This is a genomic window from Collinsella ihumii (assembly GCF_030385545.1).
In the GTDB taxonomy this organism is placed as follows: domain Bacteria; phylum Actinomycetota; class Coriobacteriia; order Coriobacteriales; family Coriobacteriaceae; genus Collinsella; species Collinsella ihumii.
In genome coordinates, this window is record NZ_JAUEIQ010000001.1 from 15,177 (window position 1) to 37,109 (window position 21,933).

General features: G+C 63.8%; 17 protein-coding genes and 1 pseudogene. 10 read left to right on the forward strand and 8 right to left on the reverse strand.

Going from position 1 to position 21,933, the window contains the following annotated elements; all coding sequences use genetic code 11:
* Positions 1 to 101 precede the first annotated feature (101 nt).
* The 3 genes from QVN30_RS00100 to QVN30_RS00110 all read left to right on the forward strand — a co-directional run bounded on the left by QVN30_RS00100 (position 102) and on the right by QVN30_RS00110 (position 3,358).
* Positions 102 to 452, forward strand: a complete 351-nt coding sequence (locus tag QVN30_RS00100) for a PadR family transcriptional regulator (RefSeq protein ID WP_066829709.1) — start codon at positions 102 to 104, stop codon at positions 450 to 452.
* Entirely contained in the window at positions 449 to 1,582 is a 1,134-nt protein-coding gene (locus QVN30_RS00105; RefSeq protein WP_066829706.1) for a permease prefix domain 1-containing protein, read from the forward strand. Before QVN30_RS00100 ends, QVN30_RS00105 begins: the two co-directional genes overlap by 4 nt.
* A 561-nt stretch (positions 1,583 to 2,143) precedes the next feature.
* The gene (locus QVN30_RS00110; RefSeq protein ID WP_289834963.1) at positions 2,144 to 3,358 is read left to right on the forward strand and encodes a mandelate racemase/muconate lactonizing enzyme family protein; all 1,215 of its coding nucleotides are present in this window, start codon (positions 2,144 to 2,146) and stop codon (positions 3,356 to 3,358) included.
* Between the two features lie 228 nt (positions 3,359 to 3,586).
* On the opposite strand, the gene QVN30_RS00115 is transcribed toward QVN30_RS00110, so the two are convergent.
* On the reverse strand, positions 3,587 to 4,630 hold the full coding sequence (locus QVN30_RS00115) for a threonine aldolase family protein (protein WP_289834964.1): 1,044 nt from the start codon (positions 4,628 to 4,630) through the stop codon (positions 3,587 to 3,589).
* A gap of 524 nt (positions 4,631 to 5,154) precedes the next feature.
* Here QVN30_RS00115 and QVN30_RS00120 point away from each other — a divergent pair.
* The 4 genes from QVN30_RS00120 (at position 5,155) to leuB (ending at position 9,783) form a co-directional block, all read left to right on the forward strand.
* Complete coding sequence (locus QVN30_RS00120; RefSeq protein ID WP_289834965.1) at positions 5,155 to 6,696, forward strand: 2-isopropylmalate synthase; 1,542 nt, start codon at positions 5,155 to 5,157, stop codon at positions 6,694 to 6,696.
* 57 nt (positions 6,697 to 6,753) lie between these two features.
* On the forward strand, positions 6,754 to 8,007 hold the full coding sequence (gene leuC, locus QVN30_RS00125) for a 3-isopropylmalate dehydratase large subunit (protein ID WP_204540866.1): 1,254 nt from the start codon (positions 6,754 to 6,756) through the stop codon (positions 8,005 to 8,007).
* Positions 8,008 to 8,085: 78 nt separating this feature from the next.
* A complete protein-coding gene (locus QVN30_RS00130; RefSeq protein WP_204587077.1) occupies positions 8,086 to 8,583 on the forward strand; it encodes a 3-isopropylmalate dehydratase small subunit in 498 nt (165 codons plus the stop codon).
* A 39-nt stretch (positions 8,584 to 8,622) separates the two neighbouring features.
* The gene (gene leuB / locus QVN30_RS00135; RefSeq protein ID WP_289834966.1) at positions 8,623 to 9,783 is read left to right on the forward strand and encodes a 3-isopropylmalate dehydrogenase; all 1,161 of its coding nucleotides are present in this window, start codon (positions 8,623 to 8,625) and stop codon (positions 9,781 to 9,783) included.
* Positions 9,784 to 10,215: 432 nt separating this feature from the next.
* On the opposite strand, the gene QVN30_RS00140 is transcribed toward leuB, so the two are convergent.
* A complete protein-coding gene (locus QVN30_RS00140) occupies positions 10,216 to 10,869 on the reverse strand; it encodes a Crp/Fnr family transcriptional regulator (protein ID WP_289834967.1) in 654 nt (217 codons plus the stop codon).
* 111 nt (positions 10,870 to 10,980) lie between these two features.
* Between QVN30_RS00140 and hcp the strand changes: the two genes are divergently transcribed.
* The 3 genes and pseudogenes from hcp (at position 10,981) to QVN30_RS00155 (ending at position 15,816) form a co-directional block, all read left to right on the forward strand.
* Positions 10,981 to 12,585, forward strand: a complete 1,605-nt coding sequence (gene hcp, locus QVN30_RS00145; RefSeq protein ID WP_289834968.1) for a hydroxylamine reductase — start codon at positions 10,981 to 10,983, stop codon at positions 12,583 to 12,585.
* A 338-nt stretch (positions 12,586 to 12,923) separates the two neighbouring features.
* Positions 12,924 to 13,907: a hypothetical protein gene (locus QVN30_RS00150; protein WP_289834969.1), complete on the forward strand. Its 984-nt coding sequence runs from the start codon at positions 12,924 to 12,926 to the stop codon at positions 13,905 to 13,907.
* A 358-nt stretch (positions 13,908 to 14,265) separates the two neighbouring features.
* Positions 14,266 to 15,816: pseudogene (locus QVN30_RS00155) on the forward strand (helicase HerA-like domain-containing protein).
* A 71-nt stretch (positions 15,817 to 15,887) separates the two neighbouring features.
* On the opposite strand, the gene QVN30_RS00160 reads toward QVN30_RS00155, so the two are convergent.
* The 6 genes from QVN30_RS00160 to QVN30_RS00185 all read right to left on the reverse strand — a co-directional run bounded on the left by QVN30_RS00160 (position 15,888) and on the right by QVN30_RS00185 (position 21,865).
* Complete coding sequence (locus QVN30_RS00160; protein ID WP_066829675.1) at positions 15,888 to 16,667, reverse strand: mechanosensitive ion channel family protein; 780 nt, start codon at positions 16,665 to 16,667, stop codon at positions 15,888 to 15,890.
* A gap of 40 nt (positions 16,668 to 16,707) precedes the next feature.
* Positions 16,708 to 17,670 carry an acyl-CoA dehydratase activase gene (locus QVN30_RS00165; protein WP_239455978.1) on the reverse strand — a complete coding sequence of 321 codons (963 nt, stop codon included), beginning with the start codon at positions 17,668 to 17,670 and terminating at the stop codon, positions 16,708 to 16,710.
* Between the two features lie 62 nt (positions 17,671 to 17,732).
* The gene (locus QVN30_RS00170) at positions 17,733 to 18,992 is read right to left on the reverse strand and encodes a 2-hydroxyacyl-CoA dehydratase (RefSeq protein ID WP_204540836.1); all 1,260 of its coding nucleotides are present in this window, start codon (positions 18,990 to 18,992) and stop codon (positions 17,733 to 17,735) included.
* Entirely contained in the window at positions 18,985 to 20,016 is a 1,032-nt protein-coding gene (locus QVN30_RS00175) for an acyl-CoA dehydratase activase-related protein (RefSeq protein WP_204540839.1), read from the reverse strand. Before QVN30_RS00175 ends, QVN30_RS00170 begins: the two co-directional genes overlap by 8 nt.
* A 121-nt stretch (positions 20,017 to 20,137) precedes the next feature.
* The gene (locus tag QVN30_RS00180) at positions 20,138 to 20,932 is read right to left on the reverse strand and encodes an ABC transporter ATP-binding protein (protein WP_066829664.1); all 795 of its coding nucleotides are present in this window, start codon (positions 20,930 to 20,932) and stop codon (positions 20,138 to 20,140) included.
* 3 nt (positions 20,933 to 20,935) lie between these two features.
* Complete coding sequence (locus tag QVN30_RS00185; RefSeq protein ID WP_066829661.1) at positions 20,936 to 21,865, reverse strand: ABC transporter permease; 930 nt, start codon at positions 21,863 to 21,865, stop codon at positions 20,936 to 20,938.
* Positions 21,866 to 21,933: the final 68 nt, after the last annotated feature.

The following is a 21,933-nucleotide window of genomic DNA, read 5'->3' on the forward strand; positions in this document are numbered from 1 at the left end:
ATCTACCGTTTATCTGTGTGTGAACATGTATATCAACACACAAAGTAATCTGTGCTACATTGGAGCTGTCAGAAAGCACGTATCCGACGGGAGGTGACGCAATGTCCACGAGGGATGCGGTAAGTGATCTCATTCGCGGAAATATCGACGCCATCATCTTGTGCACGCTTTCGAGTGGTGACAGCTATGGCTACGAGATCCTCAAAGAGATCGCCACGGCCAGCGGGGGAGAATACGAAATGAAAGAGCCCTCGCTGTACACGAGCCTCAAGCGCTTGGAGAATCAAGGGTACGTTGAGAGTTACTGGGGGGATGAGTCGCAAGGCGCCCGACGCAAGTACTATCGGGTTACCCCTTCGGGTGGCGATGAGCTCACCGAAGCGACGAAGCGCTGGGTTCGTGTCCGCAATATTATCGATAGGCTGCTGAAACAGGAGGGGGACAGACGATGAACGAGCTTCGTATGTACGTTGAGCATCTGTTCCAGGGTAGGGTTCTCACCGAAGAGAACATCGAGCTCAAGGAAGAGATCTACGGCAACCTCGTGGCGCGCTACGAGGATTATCTTGCCCAGGGGCTGTCTGAAGAAGAGGCGATGGCGCGCACGAAGGAAAGCGTGCCAAGCATCGATGACGTGCTGTCGGGAGGTGCCGGCACCGATGAGCCCGTCGAGGCGCCGACGACCGTTCTTCCCGAGACGGAGCCGACGGTCGTCATGGCTGCGCCCGCGGTAAAATCCGAGACGCCTCGAGGACCGACTCCACCGACATCCTCTGCGGCCTCTGAGGGCCCACAGCACCAGGCGCCCAAGTCGCGGGCCAAATGGCCGCTCGTGCTCGGCATCGTCGCCGTTGCCCTGATCGCCGCGGTGCTCGGCCTGTTCGAGTTCGTGATCGATCCCATGCTGGATCATCAGGAGGATGTCGCCGAGGCCCAGGCAGAGCAGCAGTGGCGCGAGCAACAGAACCAGAGCCCGCAGACCTCGCAGGGCGACTCGACGAGCGGTGATGCGGCCACGTCGTCCAACACTCAGTCCCAAACGCAGGCCCAGACCCCGCAATTCGACGACCCTGAGGATCAGCGCGAGTGGGAGGCGACGACGGCGCTCGACAACGAGATCGCCAACAACTCGATCGATACGCTGAAGTCCTATACGGGGAACGGCACGACCAAGGTGCAGCTGTTCGAGAGCCTTCCGCTCGGCTCCTATGTTGATAGCTCCGGCGTCGAAGAGAACGGCGACAGCTTCAACGTGCGCTACAGCAATGTGAGCGAGGACATCGATGGCGACGCTCTCGACCGCGCGATCGTCTACGACGCCGTGGCGGCACTGTCGGTCTACGAGGACCTCAATACGGTGAACATCACGGTTCACGAGCAGTACGACAGCGAATACGAGACTGACATCTACAGCTTTGAGCGCACGATGCTCGAGCAGCTCCTGTCGGATGCGAGCGGCGGTTCGATCACGCAGCTGAACTCCTCGCTGTTCGAATCCGGCGACCAGTGGAACGCTGTGCGTGACCTGGTGATGCGCGAGAACGTGTACGACACGGCAACCGATCGAGCTGAGCGCAACTAACTTGATACCTCTCGGATGGGGGCGGACATCATTTGGATGTCCGCCCCCCTGCGTTAGGGAAACACTGAACAATTGCTTTTGCGGCGGGTAGCATAAAGCGGCCTTGCGCTCACGTCCTGGGAGGACGCCCAGCGGAGATTCAGCCGTACAGAATTGCTGAAAAATCGACGTTATGAGTGAGTGGATTTGGAAGGTCCTGAAAATCGCATCCGTTGAATGGCTGTGACCTGCGGAAACATCGGCCCGAAGATGCCGTTTTGTACGGGTTTGAAATCGATGCGCTCAAAACGTCGATTTTTCAGCGAACGCTCGGCCAGAACCCTCCGCTGCGGGCTGCGGGCCGGTAAGCCGTGCCACCAAGCGCCCCCGCGGGGCCGGCTCCCTACCCGGGGTGCTCCTGCGGAAGCCCTTACTCCGTGGTCCCTTTGCCATATCTGTTACTGCCGTTTATCGAATGTGTATTTCGTACCGATGACGAGTGCGTGGCTTCTCTATAGAACGGATGAAAGGGAGCGCTGATGATGCGCTTCGGTTCGAGACGCGGATGACGGAGGAACGGCCATGGCTATCATTACCACATTGCGGACGATTCGCGTAGAACAGTATCCAAACTGCATATGGGTCGAGGTCGAGACCGACGACGGGCTTGTTGGTTTGGGCGAGGCGTGGCGCGGAGCCGCGGCGATTGAGGCGGTCGTGCACAGCGAGCTGGCCGATTGGCTGATCGGCCAGGATGCCCGTCGCATCGAGTTTATCTCGCGCACGCTGCTGACGCCCTACGTGGGCTTCCATAGCGCCAGCGCAGAGGTCCGCGCGGCGAGCGCGGTGGATATCGCCCTGTGGGACCTGTTCGGCAAGCGTGCCGGCATTCCGGTGTACGAGGCCCTGGGCGGCGCCTCTCGGACCTCGCTTCCGGTGTACAACACGTGCTCGGGCTACTCGTTCAACGCGAGCAGCAGCGCCTACGATTCGGGGAACGCCCGCCGCGTCATCACCGATGCCGACGGCATGCGCGGTCCCTATGACGACCAGATCGCCTTCACGCGCGATGCAGGCAAGCTGGCCGAGAGCCTGCTCGCGGAAGGCTATCGCGTGATGAAGATCTGGCCGTTCGATCCGTATGCGAAGGCGACCCAGGGCATGTGGATCTCCGACGAGGATCTGCAGGCGGGCATGGAGCCGTTCCGCAAGATTCGCGCCGCGGTGGGCAACCAGATGGAGGTCATGTGCGAGCTGCACAGCCTGTGGAGCGTACCGGCGGCGCGCAGGATCTGCCAGGCGCTCGAGGAGGTGGATGTCTTTTGGGCGGAGGACCCGCTGTGCAAGATGGACGACGTCGATCAGCTTCGAGACCTTCGCGCCGGGACGCGGACCCCGATCTGCGGCAGCGAGACGCTGTCTTCGGCTCCGGTGTTCCGCCGGTTGCTTGCCGAGCAGGCGGTCGACTACGCGATGCTCGACCTGGGCTGGTGCGGCGGCTTGACGGAAGGGCGCAAGATCGCCGCGCTGGCGGAGAGCTTCAACATCCCCATCGCACCGCACGATTGCACCGGCCCCGTCCAGCTGTGGGCGGGCCTGCATCTGGGCATGTATGCACCGACCGCCATGTTCCAAGAGGTGGTGCGCGCGAACCTCGCGACGTGGTATCGGGATCTGGCGGATGCGCTTCCCCAGATCGATGGCGGTCGTGTCGGTCTGCCCGAGAGGCCGGGACTCGGCGTCGAGCTGCGTCCCGAGGTCAAGCAGCGCCCGGATGCCATCATCCGTGAGAGCTAGAATCTTTGATTGATTGGCCGATGTGCGCCCGAGGTCTCCCTTCGGGCGCTTTTCTGTGTGCGTCCAACGACGACACCCCTCTTCATTCATGAATGAAGAGGGGTGTCAGAAATTTGAATCCTGGGCAAACGTTGAAAAGGACCCCGCTTATTCATGAATAAGCGGGGTCCGAGGGGGTGCGGCAGGCCGATTCGTCTCGACCTCGCTCCACGCGTCACCGGATACGGATCAGCCCGCGAGCTCGTTTTCGAGCTCGCGGACGATGGCGGCTGCTTCGAGTGCCTCGTCGCGCGTGATGCCGCGGTAGAAGACGAATCGGATGTAGCGCTTCATGACCGGGCGGATGATAAGGCCCCGTTGGGCGGCGAGCTCGCAATAGCTCAGCGGGTCATCGATCAGGTCGCTCACGTCTATCACGACGATGTTGGTGACGACATCGCCCACGATGTGGGTATGCGGAAGGTCGAGGATCGCATCTGCGAATGCGCGGGCGTTCGCATGGTCCTCTGCCAGGCGGCCGATGTTGTGGCGCAGCGCGTAAAGCCCCGGCGCGGCGATGACGCCGGCCTGCCGCATGGCCCCGCCGAGCGCCTTGCGCATGCGACGCACCTCCAGTATGGTGCCCTGATCTCCGCAGACGATCGAACCGACGGGGGCCGAGAGCCCCTTGGACAGACAGAACATAAGGGTGTCCACGGATGCGCACAGCTCGGCGGGGGCGATGCCGAGGGCGACGGTCGCGTTGAACATGCGGGCGCCGTCCATGTGGACGGGGACGCCATGGGCTCCTGCGAGTTCGTGGATGGCGGCGAGCCGATCAGGCGAGACGACGGCCCCGCCCGCGTAGTTGTGCGAGTTCTCGACGCAGACGAGGTCGATGCCGCCCGCATCGAGATGCCGTTCGATGTCGGCGAGGTCGGGCTGGCCGTGCTCGTCGTGGCGGTAGGTCCGGAACTTTATGCGTCCGAAGTCGGGGTCGAACAGGTACTTCTCGCTGATGAGCAGATGCTGCTGCTCGTCCACCAGCAGGGTGCTTCCCGGTTTTGCCTGGGCGAGCACGGCTGCGGTGTTCGCCATGCTGCCCGACGGCATGAGGACCGCGGCCTGTTTGCCGGTGATCTGCGCAGCGAGGTCCTCGAGCTCGTTGACCGTGGGGTCTTCGCCGCGGCCAAGCTCATGGGTCCGGTCGTCGTCGCCGAGCGGGGCGTCGAGGATCGTCTCGAGCATCTCGGGCGTCGGTTTGGTGAGGGTGTCGCTGCGCAGGTCGATCATGGTGCCTCCTCGTGCCGGTGGTGCGGCACCATCATATCGCGCGATCGGGGCGTGGGGCGAGGCGGCATCGTTCGGACGGAGGCATCGGGCCGGCTGAAGGCCGATGTCCTGCTGGGGCCCTCTCGGTGTGCCCGGGCATCCCGCGCTGGGCTGCCAGAGGCACCGTGCGAACCGTTTACGGGATTCTGGCTTGCATGAGCGCTTTAGTTTGCTAAACTGCAATACATTCGCCTACGAAAGGACGGAACGCATGGCAACAAGGGAGTACAGCATGGCTTCGCGCGCGAGCGCCTCTGCTGCTCAGTCCCTATCCCTAGCGCTCCTACTAGCCGCCGATGCGCGCTAGGGTCCTTCGTATGGCACGAATGGCATAAGCCGGCACTTCCAGAAGCACCCCACCGCGCATCTGACCGACGCCTTGCAGGGCGTGACGCGCGACGGGGTGCTTTTGCGTATCTTGCGCAACCGCAATCGGTGCCACCTCCTGCAGGCACAGCATACGACCACGAGCACAGGAGGAACCCATGACCCGCAAGATCGCCATCTTTGACACGACGCTGCGCGACGGAGAGCAGTCGCCCGGCGCAAGCATGAACACCGAGGAAAAACTCATCATCGCCCGTCAGCTTATCCGCATGAACGTCGACGTCATCGAGGCGGGTTTCCCCATCTCGAGCCCCGGCGACTTCAAGAGCGTGGCCGAGATCGGCCGCCTCGCAGGCGACAAATGCACGGTGTGCGGCCTGACGCGCGCGGTCGACAAGGATATCGAGGTCGCGGCCGAGGCGCTCAAGACCGCCAAGCGTCCGCGCATCCATACCGGCCTGGGCGTGTCGCCCTCCCATCTGCGCGACAAGCTGCGCCTCACGGAGGACCAGGCCATCGAGCGTGCCATCCATGCGGTCAAGCATGCGCGCAACTTCGTGGACGATGTTGAGTTCTATGCCGAGGATGCCGGTCGCGCCGATCAGGACTTCCTCGTGCGCATCATCGAGGCCGCCGTCAAGGCCGGCGCCACGGTCGTGAACATCCCCGACACCACGGGCTACAACATGCCGTGGGAGTTCGGCGCGCGCATTCGCGACCTGCGCGAGCGCGTGGACGGTATCGAAGATGTCACTATCTCCGTCCATACCCATAACGATCTTGGTATGGCGACCGCCCTGGCGCTCGAAAGCGTGCGTAACGGCGCCACGCAGATCGAGTGCACCATCAACGGCCTGGGTGAGCGCGCGGGCAACACCTCGCTCGAAGAGGTCGTCATGGCCATCCGCATGCACGGCGCCGAGCTCGACGCCCACACCGACATCGTCACGCAGGAGCTCACCCATGCGAGCAAGCTCGTGAGCTCCATCACGGGCATCATGGTTCAGCCCAACAAGGCGATCGTCGGCGCCAACGCGTTCGCCCATTCCTCGGGCATCCATCAGGACGGCGTCCTCAAGGCGCGCGATACCTACGAGATCATCGACCCCGCCGACGTCGGCGCCGCCGGCTCGCAGATCATCCTGTCCGCGCGCTCCGGCCACGCGGCGCTGCGCCATCGCATGGCAGAGCTGGGCTACACGTTTACCGACGAGGAGTTCGAGGGTATCTACCAGGCATTCCTCGAGGTCGCCGACAAGAAGAAGGAAGTGTACGACGAGGACCTGGAGTCCATCGTCCACGAGCGCGAGCGCGTGAGCGCCGCGATCTGGACGCTGGGCGCCGTGCAGGTGTCTTGCGGCTTCCCGCTGACGCCGACGGCGACGCTGACGCTGGTCGACGAAGAGGGTGCCGAGCATACCGTCGCCGCCTACGGAACCGGTCCGGTCGACGCCGTCTACAAGGCGGTCGACCAGATCGTGGCCGTGGACAACGACCTGTCCGAGTTCTCCATCAAGTCCATCACCCGCGGCATCGATGCGCTGGGCGAGGTCACGGTGCGCGTGACCGCCGCCAACGGCGAGGTCTACATCGGCCGCGGCAGCGATAACGACATCATCGTGTCCTCCACGAAGGCCTATATCAACGCCCTGAACCGCCTGATCTCCGATCAGCGCGAGGCAGAAGCCAGCGCCGCCTAACGGCAGGCGACACGCAACGTCAGATCACAGAAAGGGATGCAACCAATGCCAAGACCTATGACCGTGGCCGAGAAGATCCTTGCGGCCCATGCCGGACTCGATGAGGTCCGTCCCGGCCAGCTCGTCGAGTGCGATGTCGACATCGTGCTGGCCAACGACATCACGGCGCCCATCGCCATCGACGTGTTCCGCGAGCTCGGTGCGACCGAGGTGTTCGACCGCGACCGCGTGTGCCTCGTGCCCGACCATTACGCGCCCAACAAGGACATCAAGAGCGCCGAGCAGACCAAGAAGATGCGCGACTTCGCCCATGAGCAGAAGGTGACGCACTATTGGGAGCAGGGCTGCGCGGGTATCGAGCACGCGCTGCTTCCCGAGACGGGTACCGTCGTGCCGGGCGACCTGATCATCGGCGCCGACTCGCACACCTGCACCTACGGCGCGCTCGGTGCGTTTTCCACCGGCGTGGGCTCCACCGATGCGGGCGTGGGCCTGGCGACCGGACGGTGCTGGTTCAAGGTCCCGCCAACTATCAAGTTCGAGATCGAAGGCGAGCTTGTTGACGGCGCGACGCCCAAGGATGTCATTCTGCACATCATCGGCATGATCGGCGTCGACGGCGCTCTGTATCAGGCCATGGAGTTCACCGGGTCGGCCATCCGCAGCATGTCGATGGAGGGCCGCATGACCATCTCGAATATGGCGATCGAGGCCGGCGGCAAGGCGGGCATCATGGAGGTCGACGACGTGGCGCGCGCATGGCTCGAGGGGCGCTGCCAGCGTCCGTACGTGGAGTACCACGCCGATCCGGATGCGGAGTACGCGCAGGTCATCCATATCGACGCGGCCGACATCAAGCCGTGCGTCGCGTGGCCGCATCTGCCGGGCAACACCCATCCGGTGAGCGAGAGCACCCATATCGCCATCGATCAGGCCGTCATCGGAAGCTGCACGAACGGCCGTATCGAGGATATGCGCGCTGCTGCAGAGGTGCTGCGCGGGCGCACCGTCAACCCGAACGTCCGCTGCATCGTGATCCCCGCGACGCAGGCGGTCTTCAAGCAGTGCATGGCGGAGGGTCTGGCCGATGTCTTCATCGATGCCGGCTGCGTGTTCTCCACCCCCACGTGCGGTCCCTGCCTGGGCGGCTATATGGGCATCCTCGCCGCAGGCGAGCGCTGCGTGTCCACCACCAACCGCAACTTCGTCGGCCGCATGGGCGATCCCACCTCGGAGGTCTATCTGGCAAGTCCCGCGGTCGCCGCTGCAAGCGCGGTCGCCGGCCATATCGCCGCTCCATCCGACCTGTAATGATTCCTTTTGGGACGGGGCCATCTTGTTTCATGCGGGCCCCGTCCCGCCCAGATCGTGAGTACGAAAGGACCGCTCATGCATTTTGAAGGCACCGCGTTCCGCTATGGACGCGATATCGACACCGATGTCATCATCCCTGCCCGCTACCTCAACTCCTCCGACCATGCGTACCTGGCGTCGCACTGCCTGGAGGATCTCGACCCCACGTTTGTCGAGCGCATGAAGCCCGGTGACATCATCGTGGCCGAGGAGAACTTCGGCTGCGGCTCCTCCCGCGAGCATGCGCCGGTTGCCATCAAGGCCGCGGGCGTGTCGTGCGTCATCGCCAAGAGCTTCGCGCGCATCTTCTATCGCAACGCCATCAACATCGGGCTGCCGATTCTGGAGTGCCCCGAGGCGGTCGACGCGATCGCCGACGGCGTGCGGGTCTCGGTCGACACCGACACCGGTACCATCACCAACATCGATACCAGGGAGGCGTTTGCGTCCGAGCCGTTCCCGCCGTTTATCGCCGAGATCATCGAGGCGGGCGGCCTGGTCAACCGCACGCGCGCCAAGCTGGCCGCGCAGTAATGCCGTCCGGTACGTTTTGGGACGGGGTCGTTTTTGCTCATGGACAATCCGTTTTCCGCGGGCCCGAGCTCGCTTGATTGGAGCTGCAACGTGAAGAAGAGCTACAAGATTTGCTGCCTGCCCGGTGACTGCATCGGGCCGGAGATCATGGCCGAGGGCAAGAAGGTGCTCGCGGCCGTGGGTCAGAGGTTCGGCGTCGAGTTTGTCTGCGAAGACGCCTTGATCGGCGGCGCGGCGATCGACGCATGCGGCACCGCGCTGCCCGATGAGACGCTTGATGCCGCGCGTGCGTCCGACGCCGTGCTGCTTGCCGCCGTGGGAGGTCCCAAATGGGACACGACCGACCCTGCCGCGCCGCGTCCCGAGCAGGGTCTGCTCAAGATCCGCAAGGAGCTGGGGCTGTACACCAACCTGCGCCCCGTGCAGATCTTCTCGGCGCTTTCCGGTGCTTCCACGCTGAAGCCCGAGGTCATCGATGGTGTGGACATGATGATCGTGCGCGAGCTCACCGGCGGCCTGTACTTTGGGCGTCGCGAGCGCTTCTATGACGAAGAGGGTGCGGGCGCGGACGGAAAGCCGGGCCAGCGCGCGTACGACACGCTCGAGTATCGCGAGTACGAGATCGAGCGCATCGCCCGCCAGGCCTTTGAGGCGGCGCGCAAGCGTCGCGGCAAGGTGGCGAGCGTGGACAAGGCGAACGTGCTGGAGACGAGCCGCATGTGGCGCGAGATCGTGCATCGCATCCACGACGAGGACTACGCTGACGTGGAGCTCGAGGACGTGCTGGTGGACAACGCCGCGATGCAGCTCATCAATCGCCCTGCGGACTTCGACGTCGTGGTGACCGAGAACATGTTCGGCGACATCCTGTCCGACGAGGCGGCGCAGATCACCGGGTCGCTCGGCATGCTCGCCTCCGCGAGCCTGGGCGACGGCGTGGCCCTGTACGAGCCGAGCCACGGAAGCGCGCCGGATATCGCGGGCAAGGGTATCGCGAACCCGCTTGCCCAGATTCTGTCCGTTGAGATGATGCTGCGCTACAGCTTCGACATGGGCGAGGCCGCCGACGCCATTCGTGCCGCGGTGACCGCGGTTCTCGATGATGGCCTGCGCACGCGCGACATCGCTGACGCCGGGACGCCTGAGGAGAACGTGCTGGGCACCGCCGCCATGGGGGATGCCGTCGTCGCGCGCCTGTAGGGTTGTTCGCGGCCGTTGCGGGCCGCAGAATCGACCGGCTACTCGGCAGATTTTGGGTGTTGGACCCGATTGAGAGCCCCGCGGCGCGTGCCGCGGGGCTCTTTGCGCGCTGCCCGCAACGAAAAAGGGACTTCTGGGTACATGTTTCGGGATTGCGCGAGTAGAGCCTATTTGAGAGCAAGTAAAACATACTATAAGCATAATGATATACTGCTGTTTGATAGGTCTACTCGGCGGTTCCCAGAATATGTACCCAATAGTCCCTTTTCTATTTGAGCAATATAATCAAGCTAAGCAAAACCATTCTTAAATATTAATCTGCGGGTATTATGCCGGGATTTCCGGCATAATACCCGGTTCCGGCGCGCAGGGCTGCCAACATATCGTCACCTCCTGCGATCTCGCGTGGCCTGTCCTAGCAAGCACCACCGATCATGCGAGCAGCTCGAAGCGGTTCTTTTTGAACCGGATGAGCCCGTCGCGCTGCATCTTCGAGAGCTCGGCAGACAGCGCGCTGCGGTCGACGCCGAGGTAGCCGGCCATCTGCTCGCGCGAGAAGGGGATGGCAAAGCTGCGGCTTTCGTGCTCGAGCGCCTGCTCCGCCAGGTAGGACAGCACGCGTTCGCGAATGGTTTTGGGCGCCGTGTGCATGATGCGGCGCGACAGCGCGATGTTCTTCAGGGCGGCGATGCGCACAAGGTTTTGGATGATGCGGTGGTGATAGGGGCAGGACTGTCCGCACACGTGCAGCATTTTCTCGGCGTTGAGCAGCAAGACGCGACTCGGTTCCGCTGCGACGGCATCGACGAGCAGCTTCGACGCGCTGACGGCGTACGCCTCGCCGAACATCTGCCCCGCCTCCGCATGCACGAAGATGTCGCGCGCGCCCCAGATATGATTCGCGACGATGTTGACGCTGCCGTCCAGCACGATGCCGAGGCTGTGCGTGATGTCTCCAGCGCGCATGATCGTTTCGCCCTTGTCGTAGGCGCGCTCATGGGCATCGAAGCAGGGGAGCATGCGCTCTGCGTCCAAAGGATCGATGCCCTCGAACAACATGGCATGTGTGGGAGCGATGTGCTTCATGCGGAGTTCCATTTCGTTGTTGCGACAACATACTTATCGTAGCCCTCCCGGTATAACTGGGCAAGCGCGGGGTCGGATACGGTGACCCCCGAGAGCAAGGAGGGCTCTGGCATGGCATTCGAACCCATGATGTTCTGCTTCCAGTGCGAGCAGACGGCAGGTTGCAGCGGTTGTACGGGAAGGGCGGGCGTATGCGGCAAGCCGGCCGACGTCGCTCATCTTCAGGACGAGCTGACGGGCGCGCTCATCGAGCTGGCGCGCCTGAGCGATGAGGCGGAAGGGGTATCCGAGAGCGCGTGGCATCTGGTGATCGAGGGGCTGTTTGCGACCGTCACCAATGTCAACTTCGACGGGGATGCGCTCCAGAAGCTCATCGACCTCGTCCATGTCGAGCAGGCAGAGGCGGCATCGGCGCGATGCGCAGAGGGCGTTCCCTTTGTGGTGTCGGATTACGACATGAACCGCGTGTGGCATGCAGACGAGGATATACGCTCGTTGAAGTCCCTGATCCTGTTCGGTATCCGCGGTATGGCGGCGTATGCCTATCACGCGCTTGTGCTGGGCTATGCAAAAGACGAGGTGAACGCGTTCTTCATGAAGGCGTTGCGCGCGGTGGGCGACGATGCGGCGGCACCGGATGAGCTGCTCGCGGTCATGCTCGAGGTGGGCGAGAAGAACTACCTCTGCATGGAGATGCTCGATCTCGCGAACACCGCCACGTACGGATCACCTGTTCCCACCGAGGTTCCGCTGCTGGTCGAGAAGGGGCCGTTTATCGTCGTGTCCGGTCATGACCTGTACGACCTGCGGCGCCTTCTTGAGCAGACCGAAGGCCTCGGCATCAACATTTATACGCACGGCGAGATGCTGCCGGCGCACGGCTATCCCGAACTCAAAAAGTTCTCCCATCTCAAAGGGAACTTCGGCACGGCGTGGCAAAACCAGCAAAAGGAGTTCGCGGGCATCCCCGCACCGGTGCTGTTCACGACCAACTGCCTGATGCCGCCGCGCGCGAGCTACCGGGACCGCGTGTTCACCACCGGCGCCGTCGACTATCCGGGACTGGTGCACATCGATCGGGAACGGGATTTTTCGCCGCTGATCGAGATGGCGCTCGAGTTGGGCGGGTATCCCGAAGACCGCCAGTTCACGGGCATCAACGGCGGCACGAAGGTGACGACGGGCTTTGCGCGCGACGCCGTGCTCTCCGTGGCAGATCAGGTGGTCGATGCGGTGCGCGAGGGCAAGATCGGCCATTTCTTCTTGGTCGGAGGCTGTGACGGTGCGCGGCCGGGGCGCAATTATTACACGGAGCTCGTCAAGCAGACGCCGGCCGACAGCGTCGTGCTTACCCTGGCGTGCGGAAAGTACCGCTTCAACGACCTCGATCTCGGAACGGTCGCCGGTCTGCCGCGCCTTATGGATATGGGGCAGTGCAACGATGCGTTCAGCGCGGTGCAGGTGGCTTTGGCGCTGGCGGAGGCGTTCGGCTGCGGCGTGAACGAGCTGCCGCTGTCCATCGTGCTCTCGTGGTACGAGCAGAAGGCGGTGTGCGTGCTGCTGACCCTGCTGTACCTGGGTATCCGCGATATCCGCCTCGGGCCCACGCTGCCGGCATTCGTGTCCGATAACGTGCTTCGCTATCTGGTGGAAACCTACGGCATTTCGGCCATCACCACGCCCGAGAACGACCTGCAGGCGATGCTGCAGGGATAAAGAAGCGCCGGTTCATCGGCTGATGTGCGCCCGGGGCCCTCTCCGGGCGCTTTTGTGCGCCGCACTGCCGCTGCGAGATCCGTTCGTTCATGAAAAAGTGCGGGTGTCAAACAATGGAATCCTGGGCAAACGCCGAATACGACCCCGCTCGTTCATGAATGAGCGGGGCCTAGAGGGTGCTAGCCGATTCCGCCCCAATCATCTCCTTTTGCGCTAAGCCCACCCCGCCGTTTGCTGCCGCGCTTAAACGATTCGATTCATCGGGGTGCGAGCGCTCCGGTGCCGGTAAGATGGAGGGCAGCAGCCGGACTTGTGCGACCGTCGACGAGGTGAGCGCTATGCAGCGAGATGATTTGCAGGTTATCGAGATCCCTGAGGACGCGGTCATCGTGACGCTCGAGGGCGAACTTGGCGTCGAAGCTGTCGCTGGTCCCATGGACACCATCATGCGGTTCAAGTTCTTCGTGATTGCGCTGCTTATCGTGGCCGGCATCGTGTCGGCCGTTCCCCTGCGCGAGATCTTCTCGTCACCCGATACCTTCGCGTCGACCATCGCGACGCTTGACGAGAAGAAGGCCAACGTGCTCGGCATGGTAACCGCGTCGACAGCCGCTTCGGTCGCCATCACGGCGGTGCCCGACGACGTCGGCACGCCCATCGCCGAAAAGCTCATGGATCTGAGCTCGAACCTCATGCTGATCTTGGGCGTGCTCTATCTGGAGAAGTACCTGCTGACCATCTTCGGGTTCGCTACGTTCGGCGTTCTCATCCCGTTGGCGCTGCTGTTCCTCATCGGGGCGATTTTGCTATATCGCCGGTCGGGGGCCTCGGCCGTGCTCGCGCGCCTGGCGGCAAAGCTGGTCGTCCTCGGCGCAGTGCTCGTGGCGACGGTTCCTGCGGGCGTCGCCGTGACCGATATGATCGATAGGACCTATGAGATCTCCTACACCATCGAGGAGGAACCTCAGGAGGAAACGGATGTCGAAGAGGGCGCCGGCAACCCCATCGACTTTATCCTGAGCCTGCCCGAAACCGTCGTCGACGCGGCGAGCAGCATCGGCGAGGATCTGCTCGCCCAGGTCAACCGGTTGATCGAGGGCGTCGCGGTCATGCTGGTCACATCGTGCGTCATTCCCGTCCTCGTGCTGCTGTTCTTCCTTTGGATCGCGAATATGCTGCTCGGCATCAACGTCGACGCGCCCATGCACGCCATCGCGAATCGAGGCCGCCGGATGATGGTGAGCAGAAAAGATGTCGCAGCCGTCAAGTCGGGCATTCGGCAGCATCGCGCGGGTACGGACAGTTCCGCTCCGAAAGAATAAGGCCATCGTGCGCCACACATTGTTTCCCAGAGGGGTGAAGAGGTGTCGATGACACAAACCGGGCAGTTTGACACGCTAAAGGGGGTCAGCAAAGGCTCTTAGCGTGCCAAATTGCCCATTTTGTGTCATCAGCACCTGCCTCTCCGAGGCGAAGGGGGCGAGCTGATCGGCCCTCGCCCCCACAATAACGCAGCTCCGCGGAACGCGGCCTAAACCGCTATTTGACCTCCTCGGTATTGGCAACGAGGTGCGCCGACGGCTTGTTATTGTGGATGGAGCGACCTAAGGGCGGAGGCCGAAGGTCCGTCCGATTCTGCCGAGTGAGGAGCTGCCGATGCTGCAAGAGAACGCAATTTGGATGGGCGTGGGTGCCGAGCCCGACAACAAGCACGTCAGTCTGCTTCTGAACCAGGCGAATCGTCATGGCTTGATTGCCGGCGCGTCGGGAACGGGCAAGACGGTGACGCTCAAGGTCATGGCGGAGGGCTTTGCGCGAGCCGGAGTCCCCGTGTTTATGGCCGACGTCAAGGGCGACATAACCGGTGTGTGCGAGGCGGGAAAGGATTCCGAGGACATGCAGGAGCGCATCGCTCGCTTCGGCATCGAGGGCTGGAGCTATGCGGGCTGTCCGGTCCGGCTGTGGGATATGCTCGGCGAGCAGGGGATACCGGTGCGCATCACGGTCTCCGACATGGGTCCCACCATGCTTGCACGCCTGCTTGAGCTCACCGAGGTGCAGGAGGGCGTGCTGGACATCGTGTTCCGCATCGCCGATGACAAGCAGCTGCTCCTGATCGATCTCAAAGACCTGCGCTCCATGCTCAATTACGCCACCGAGCATGCCAGGGAGTACGAGTCGACATACGGCAAGGTGTCGTCTCAGTCGGTCGGCGCCATACTTCGCTCGCTCATCTCCATCGAGGATTAGGGCGGCGACGTGTTCTTCGGCGAGCCTGCGCTCGATTTGGCGGACTGGTTCGCCTGCGCGCCCAACGGCGAGGGCTATGTCAACATCCTGAACGCGGCCAGGCTCATCCAGAGCCCCAAGATCTATGCGATGTTTCTGCTGTGGATGCTCTCCGAGCTGTTCGACACGCTTCCGGAGGCCGGTGATTTGGACAAGCCGAAATTCGTGTTCTTCTTCGACGAGGCCCACCTGCTGTTCAACGACATGTCGAGCGAGCTGCTCGACAAGATCGTGCAGGTCGTCAAGCTCATTCGCTCCAAGGGCGTCGGCGTGTACTTCATCACGCAGAGCCCTTCCGACATTCCGGATGAGGTGCTCGCCCAGCTGTCAAACCGCATCCAGCACGGCCCGCGCGCCTACACGCCCGCCGAGCAGAAGGCGGTTCGCGCCGCGGCGAGCTCGTTTCGCGCAAACCCCGCGTTCAAGAGCGAAGATGCGATCCTCGAGCTCGGTACGGGCGAGGCGCTGGTGTCGTTTTTGAGCGCGGACGGCCAGCCCGAGATCGTGGAGCGCGCCAAGATTCTGCCGCCGCAATGCCTGATGGCGGCGGCCTCCGACGAGGCGCTTCGTGAGGTATGCGCAGACCAAGGCGACCTGATGGCCAAGTACGGCACGGCGCTCGATCGCGAGAGCGCGTTCGAGCAGCTTGAAGAGGCTGCGCGCGACGAGGCGGAAGCCGACAGGCTCGCGGCGGAGCGCGAGGCGCTTGAGAAGGAGAAGGCCGCGTTCGAGGCGAAGAAGGCCAAAGAGGCGGAGAGCGCCGCCGCCAAGGCCGCGCGAGAAGCCGAGCGCGAGGCGGAGCGAGCCGAGCGGGCTCGCGAGAAGCAGCAGGAGCAGATGATCAAGGGCATCGGCAAGCTCGCGAACCAGATCTTGGGCACGTTCGGCCGTGAGGCGACAAGGCAGATTACGCGGAACCTGTTCGGAGGGCGCCGCAGGTAATCGCACGATCGCGGGCACCGTCAGCCGAGCCGGCGCCGAATCTGCCGGCAGCGCCCGTCCGAGGCGGCGGGCTATGCCATGTCGCTGGCGATGGCGCGCACGATGGCGTCCGCCGCGAGCGACACCTTGCCCGGGTCCTCGACCTGCAGAACGATCGTCCCCTTGATGCCGAGTTCGGTGATCTCGGAGAAGAAGACCTTAGGCCCGTCGGTGACCGGCGAGATGCCGCCCGCCGCCTCGCGCGCCATCGCGATGAGCCTGTCGGCGATCGCGTCCATCGAGAGATCCTCGTGGGCGTCGTCCTTGTAGCGGGGCACGGCGAACGGCACGGACACGCGGTTGGCCGGCAGCAGGTGGACAAGTGCGGTCTTGGATATCACCGAGTTGGGCACGATCACGGTCTGCCCCATCGGGTCCTTGATCGTGGTGTGGCGCCAGGAGATGTCCTGCACCACGCCCTTCTCGGTGCCGATTTCGATGTTGTCGCCCGGCTTGATGATGCCCATGAACGTCATCTGGAGACCGCCGATCAAATTCGACAGCGTGTCCTGGAAGCCGAGCGACACAGCGATACCGCCGACGCCGAGGGCGGTGAAGATGGCGTTGGTGCTGTATCCGTAAACCCCGTCGATGATGATGCTCGCTCCGACGATCCAGATCACGGCGCGCACGATGTTGACGATGATGCTCGATGAGGGCAGCGGGTTGCTGTCCATGTTGAGCAGATGGCGCAGCGCCCGCGCGGCGATGCGCGCGACGATGATGGTCGCCGCTCCGAGTACGACGGTCCAGAAGATTTGCTGGACCAGGGGGTTCGTGGCAAAGGCGAGCAGATACTCGTTGATCTCCATGGCTCCTCCGCGAAAGCAGGTAATCAGTGTTTCCCTGGGGTTATTTACCCACTCGAATCGCTCCGCGGTCGCAGCGATTGCCCCACGAGTCGATCAGGTCGTCATCTTTGTAGACGCAGATGATCTCGCAGTGGTTGGCGCAGCGGTTGCAGACGACCTCGCGCGTGCGGAACTCGAAATCGTCGACATCGAAGGCGAAGGGGCGGCGCTGCGAGGTCGGCACGTCTGCCGCAAGCAGCGCGGCGCCGAACGCGCCCATGAGATGGCCGTCGGGGTCAACGAGGACCTCCATGCCGAGCGCGTCCTCGAAGGCGCGCACCACGCCGATGTTCTTGGATACGCCGCCTTGGAACACCACCGGCGCGACGATCTTTTTGCCCTTGCCCACGTTGTTGAGATAGTTGGTCGCCACGGCGCGGCACAGTCCGGCGATGATGTCCTCTTTGGAATAGCCGACCTGCAGCTTGTGCACGAGGTCGCTTTCGGCGAAGACCGTGCAGCGTGCGGCGATGTTCGCGGGCTTCTTGCTCGACAGGGCGATGGCGCCGAACTCCTCGACCTCGACGCCCAGACGATGCGCCTGGCTGGACAGAAACGAGCCCGTGCCCGCGGCGCACAGCGTGTTCATGGCGTAGTCGACGGCGATGCCGCCCTCGACGCAGATGATCTTGGAGTCCTGGCCGCCGATCTCCAGGATGGTGCGGACGTCGGGGTGCAGGAAGGTGGTGCCCACCGCATGCGCGGTGATCTCGTTTTTGATCACCTGCGCGTCGAGCATGGCACCCACCAGGCGCCGGGCCGACCCGGTAGTTCCCACGGACACGACCTGGACCTCGGAGGTGTCGATCTGCGAGGCGAGCTCGTCGACCACGCGCCGGGCGGCGTCGGTGGGATCGCCCTCGGTCCACAGGTAGGAGCGGGCGATGATGTTCTTGTCGGCGTCGATGATGACGCCCTTGGTGGAAATGGAGCCGGTGTCGACTCCCAGATAGGCTTCGATCATGGTTCTTCCTTTCGTGGCGATCGGGCGGCGCCGTCGCGCTCGGAACGCGGGGCGGGCTGCGATCAGCGGGCCTTGCGCATGGCGATCATGTCGTAGAAGGCCTCGAGACGCGTGTCCAGACCCGTATCGCTTGTCTGCGAATCGTAGGAGAGGAACAGCACGGGCACGTGATAGTCGCGCGAGAGGCGCTGCAGCACGGGCATGACGTCGATCTCGGGCGTGCAGCCCGAGGACTTGAGGTGCACGATGCCGTCGAACCCCTGCTCCATGTAGCGCTTGGCCGCGGCGATGGTGAGCGTGCTCGTGGGCCCCATGTCGTAGGCGACGTACTCGGAGATGCTGCGCCGCAGGTTGGGCTCGTTGTAGTGCAGGTGCCTGCTCGTCATGTTGAGAGCGCGGGCGAGCTCGACGTGCATGGCGAGCAGCTTGTCCTCCAGGTGCAGGTTGCTCGGCGCGTCCTGGGCGGTGAAATACTCGCCCACGATGCCGACGCGCACGGGGTCCGCCGGCTTGTCGATGGCGATGCCGTCGAGCTCCGCCATGCCGCGACGGTAGGCCTCGTCGATATCCGCCGCACTCGTCGCGTCGCGCATGTCTTGGAAAAAGCGCTTCTGGGCGGCCGCGAAGCTGCCGTGCTCGACTTCGAAGCCGGCGCGGGCCAGGTAGGCGTCGTTGTAGCTGTCCATGCGCTCGACCATGCGCAGGCACGCGAGCAGGTTTGCCACGCCTGCGGGGATAGACAGGTGCGGGTTGACCACGCGCTTGCAGTACGCCACGTACTCCTTCATCGAGCCGCTCGGCACGTTGGCGAAGTTCAGCATCTCGAAGTCGTAGCCCATGTCGCGCAGGATGGACTCCTGCAGCTCGCCGTAGTACCCCAGACGGCACGGGCCCGTGAACTGCATGAGCACGTCCGCGCCGGCATCGAGCGCCTCGATGTAGGCACCCATGATGTGCTTGAACGGCGCACAGACGTAGTCGTTGCTGTGCTGGCTGCCGATCTCGAGCGTGCGGCGCGTCGGCTCTCCCATGTCGAGATACTCGGCGTTCAAGACCTGCTCGACAAAGTATTTGAAGACCGGGCCGTAGTAGCTGTAATGGAAGAAGGCGACACGGCGCGCGGCGTGATGCTTGTCGCGGCGACGTGCGCGGTCGGCGCGCTTTGCCGCGCGGCGGTCGGCACGCGTGGCGCCGTCGGATCCGAACAGGCCGCGGCGGGCGCCCGTCTCCACGGCCACGCGGGCGCGCGCCTCGTTGGATACGGGGCGGTGCAGGGTGTCGTCGGCGGACTCGCCGGGCTGTCTCATGCGGGCATCAGTCATGCAGGTAACCTCCCTTTTGCTGATAGCGAAGGATATCGACGAAGCTCTCGATGCGGGTCTCCACGCCGGCGGTGCCCGACTGCGCGTCGACGGTCAGCGCCAGGATCGGCTTGCCGTGGACGCAGCGCTGCACGGCGTCATCGGTCATGGAGTCGGGACCGCACGGGAATGCGCTCATGATCACGATGCCGTCGACGCGGTCGTGCAGCGCCAGGATGGCGCCGACGAGCTCACGGTTGACGATCCAGGGCAGCGTCGCCGAGAACTCGAAGCTCTTCTTGTAGGCGCGCTCGCGGTCGTATTCGTCGGCATAGATGACCTCGGCGCCCGCCGAGCGCAGCGCGTCTTCGACCGCGCCGCCGACGAAGGGGTCGTGCGCCACATAGGGGTGGGCCGCCACGAGGATGGTGAGCGGGCGTCCGGCGCGCGGCAGGCGCTCGATGCTGTCGAGCAGGTCGCGTTGGGCGCGGGCGAGCATCTCCTCGGCGCGCTGCTGCCCGTGCAGGGCGGCATGGATGGCCGCCTTCACGTCGCGGGGACGCTCGCCGAGGCGCGCTCCGAGCTCCATGAGGCCCTCGCGCAGCGAGATGTGCGCCTCGAGCTCGTCGACCGCGAAGGACAGGATACGCGGATGGCGTTCGTAGAGCGAGTTGGCCACGAGGTCGGGAAGGGCCTGGAACTTGGTGCAGAAGTGCTTGAGCTGGCCGAAGTTGGCGGTGCTGGGGATGAACAGGGCGTCGACGGGACGGGGGTTTCCCGCAGGGTCGAGCCCACGGCCGTCGAGCAGCGCAAGGACGTGGCCCATGTAGAGCTTGGACGCCAGACAGCATTCGTCGACCGAGACGGCATCGCCCGCGGCGAACGTGGCACGCGTCGAGGGCTGGTCGACGACGATCGTGCGGCCGAGGCGTTCGAAAAACGTGCGCCAGAGGGTGTGGTAGCGGTAGTACAGCAGGCCGCGCGGAATGCCGACGGTGCGAACGTCGGCGGCATCCGCCTCGCGGGTTTTGATGAGCTTCGGCATAAGCCTCCTTGGATGGGACGGGGCGGGAGAGCGAAGGCGCCGGGCCTTGCGCTCTGCCCGAATAAGAACGGCCCCGGTGCTGGGACCGGGGCCGAAAGAATCGCTCATAAGGGCGGTTGGGCTACGACAGGAGCATGCGGTCGTTCGCGAGCTCGCCGCCGGAGACCTCTTCGAATTTCTGCAGGAGGTCGGGGACGGTCAGCGCCTTCTTCTCGGCGCCCTTGACGTCGTAGATGATGCGGCCCTCGTGCATCATGATGAGGCGGTTGCCCAGGCGGATGGCGTCGTTCATGTTGTGCGTGACCATGAGCGTGGTGAGCTGGTGCTCGCCGACGATCTTCTCCGTGAGCTCGAGCACCTTTGAGGCCGTCTTGGGATCGAGGGCGGCGGTGTGCTCGTCGAGCAGCAGCAGCTTGGGCTCGGTCAGCGTCGCCATGAGCAGCGTGAGCGCCTGGCGCTGGCCGCCGGACAGCAGGCCCACCTTGCTGGTGAGGCGCTTCTCGAGACCCAGGCCGAGCTCGGCCAGGCGCTCGGTGTACTCGTCCTTCTCGGATTTGGTAACGCCCCAGGCGAGCGTACGGGTCTTGCCGCGACGCTTCGCCATGGCGAGGTTCTCGATGATCTGCATGTCGGCGGCGGTGCCCATCATGGGATCCTGGAACACGCGGCCGAGGTACTTGGCGCGCGCGGGCTCGGACAGCAGCGAGATGTCCTTGCCGTCGAGCTCGATGACGCCCGAATCGATGGGGTAGACGCCCGCGATCATATTCATGAGGGTCGACTTGCCGGCGCCGTTGCCGCCGATGACGGTGACGAAGTCGCCCGCATCAAGCGTGAGGTTGACGTTTACCAGCGCGCGCTTCTCGTTGATGGTTCCGGCGTTGAAGGTCTTGCAGACATTGGTGATGTTCAGCATCGCCTATCGCCCCCCTTCCGAGCGTGCGGCACGGGTGTAGGACCGCTTGAGCTGGTACTTCTCCCACACGACGGGGATGCACAGGGCGAGGGCGACGATGATGGCGGACAGCAGCTTCATGTCGTTGGCATCCATGCCCATCTGAAGGACGATGGCGCGGATGAGGAAGTAGACCACGGAGCCCACGACGGCAGACGCCAGGCGCCCGCCGAAGGAGTGCAGCTTGGCGCCGGGCAGGACACGCCACAGGACCTCGCCGATGACGATGGCGGCAAGGCCGATGACGATGGCGCCCGTGCCCATGCCGATGTCGGCGTACTTCTGGCTCTCGCAGATCAGGCCGCCGGACAGACCGACCAGGCCGTTGGAGAGCACGAGGGCGATCATCTTCGTGACCTTGGTGTTCACGCCGAGCGCGCGGACCATGGCCTCGTTGTTGCCGGTGGCGCGGCAGGCGGAACCGATTTCGGTGCCGAAGAACCAGTAGAGCACGACGATGATGAGGACGGCGGCGACAAGGCCGACGACGATGGCGCCGGCGTTCGTGGACAGGCCCGTCATGTCGGTGACCTTGGAGAAGATGGTCTCGTTTTTCAGCAGCGGCGTGTTGGACTTGCCCATGATGCGCAGGTTGATGGACCACAGGCCGATCTGCGTGAGGATGCCGGCGAGAATCGCGGGGATCTCGAACACGGTGTGCAGAAAGCCCGTGACGGCACCTGCAACCATGCCGGCGAGCATGGCCGCCAAGATCGCGACCAGGGGGTCCACGCCTCCCACGACGAGCACGGCGCACACGCAGCCGCCGAGCGCAAAGCTGCCGTCGACCGTCAGGTCCGCGATGTCGAGCAGCTTATAGGTGATGAACACGCCGAGGACCATAATGCCCCAGAGAATACCCTGGGATACGGCGCCAAGTAGGGCGAGCCCCATATCTCTCCTCCTTTATTCAGCCAAATGAACCCCGACGGGTATGCTCGCCGGGGTTCATCGCGAGAACG

What these genes read in the sequence shown, in the direction of transcription:
- QVN30_RS00115 (WP_289834964.1), bottom strand. Translation starts at nt 4,630, where the DNA reads ATGATCGACCTGCGCAGCGACACCCTCACCAAACCGACGCCCGAGATG.
- QVN30_RS00180 (WP_066829664.1), bottom strand. Translation starts at nt 20,932, where the DNA reads ATGCTGAACATCACCAATGTCTGCAAGACCTTCAACGCCGGAACCATC.
- QVN30_RS00165 (WP_239455978.1), bottom strand. Translation starts at nt 17,670, where the DNA reads ATGATCGAAGCCTATCTGGGAGTCGACACCGGCTCCATTTCCACCAAG.
- hcp (WP_289834968.1), top strand. Translation starts at nt 10,981, where the DNA reads ATGGCATTCGAACCCATGATGTTCTGCTTCCAGTGCGAGCAGACGGCA.
- QVN30_RS00105 (WP_066829706.1), top strand. Translation starts at nt 449, where the DNA reads ATGAACGAGCTTCGTATGTACGTTGAGCATCTGTTCCAGGGTAGGGTT.
- leuC (WP_204540866.1), top strand. Translation starts at nt 6,754, where the DNA reads ATGACCGTGGCCGAGAAGATCCTTGCGGCCCATGCCGGACTCGATGAG.
- QVN30_RS00185 (WP_066829661.1), bottom strand. Translation starts at nt 21,865, where the DNA reads ATGGGGCTCGCCCTACTTGGCGCCGTATCCCAGGGTATTCTCTGGGGC.
- QVN30_RS00110 (WP_289834963.1), top strand. Translation starts at nt 2,144, where the DNA reads ATGGCTATCATTACCACATTGCGGACGATTCGCGTAGAACAGTATCCA.
- QVN30_RS00170 (WP_204540836.1), bottom strand. Translation starts at nt 18,992, where the DNA reads ATGACTGATGCCCGCATGAGACAGCCCGGCGAGTCCGCCGACGACACC.
- QVN30_RS00160 (WP_066829675.1), bottom strand. Translation starts at nt 16,667, where the DNA reads ATGGAGATCAACGAGTATCTGCTCGCCTTTGCCACGAACCCCCTGGTC.
- QVN30_RS00150 (WP_289834969.1), top strand. Translation starts at nt 12,924, where the DNA reads ATGCAGCGAGATGATTTGCAGGTTATCGAGATCCCTGAGGACGCGGTC.
- QVN30_RS00100 (WP_066829709.1), top strand. Translation starts at nt 102, where the DNA reads ATGTCCACGAGGGATGCGGTAAGTGATCTCATTCGCGGAAATATCGAC.
- leuB (WP_289834966.1), top strand. Translation starts at nt 8,623, where the DNA reads ATGGACAATCCGTTTTCCGCGGGCCCGAGCTCGCTTGATTGGAGCTGC.
- QVN30_RS00130 (WP_204587077.1), top strand. Translation starts at nt 8,086, where the DNA reads ATGCATTTTGAAGGCACCGCGTTCCGCTATGGACGCGATATCGACACC.
- QVN30_RS00140 (WP_289834967.1), bottom strand. Translation starts at nt 10,869, where the DNA reads ATGAAGCACATCGCTCCCACACATGCCATGTTGTTCGAGGGCATCGAT.
- QVN30_RS00120 (WP_289834965.1), top strand. Translation starts at nt 5,155, where the DNA reads ATGACCCGCAAGATCGCCATCTTTGACACGACGCTGCGCGACGGAGAG.
- QVN30_RS00175 (WP_204540839.1), bottom strand. Translation starts at nt 20,016, where the DNA reads ATGCCGAAGCTCATCAAAACCCGCGAGGCGGATGCCGCCGACGTTCGC.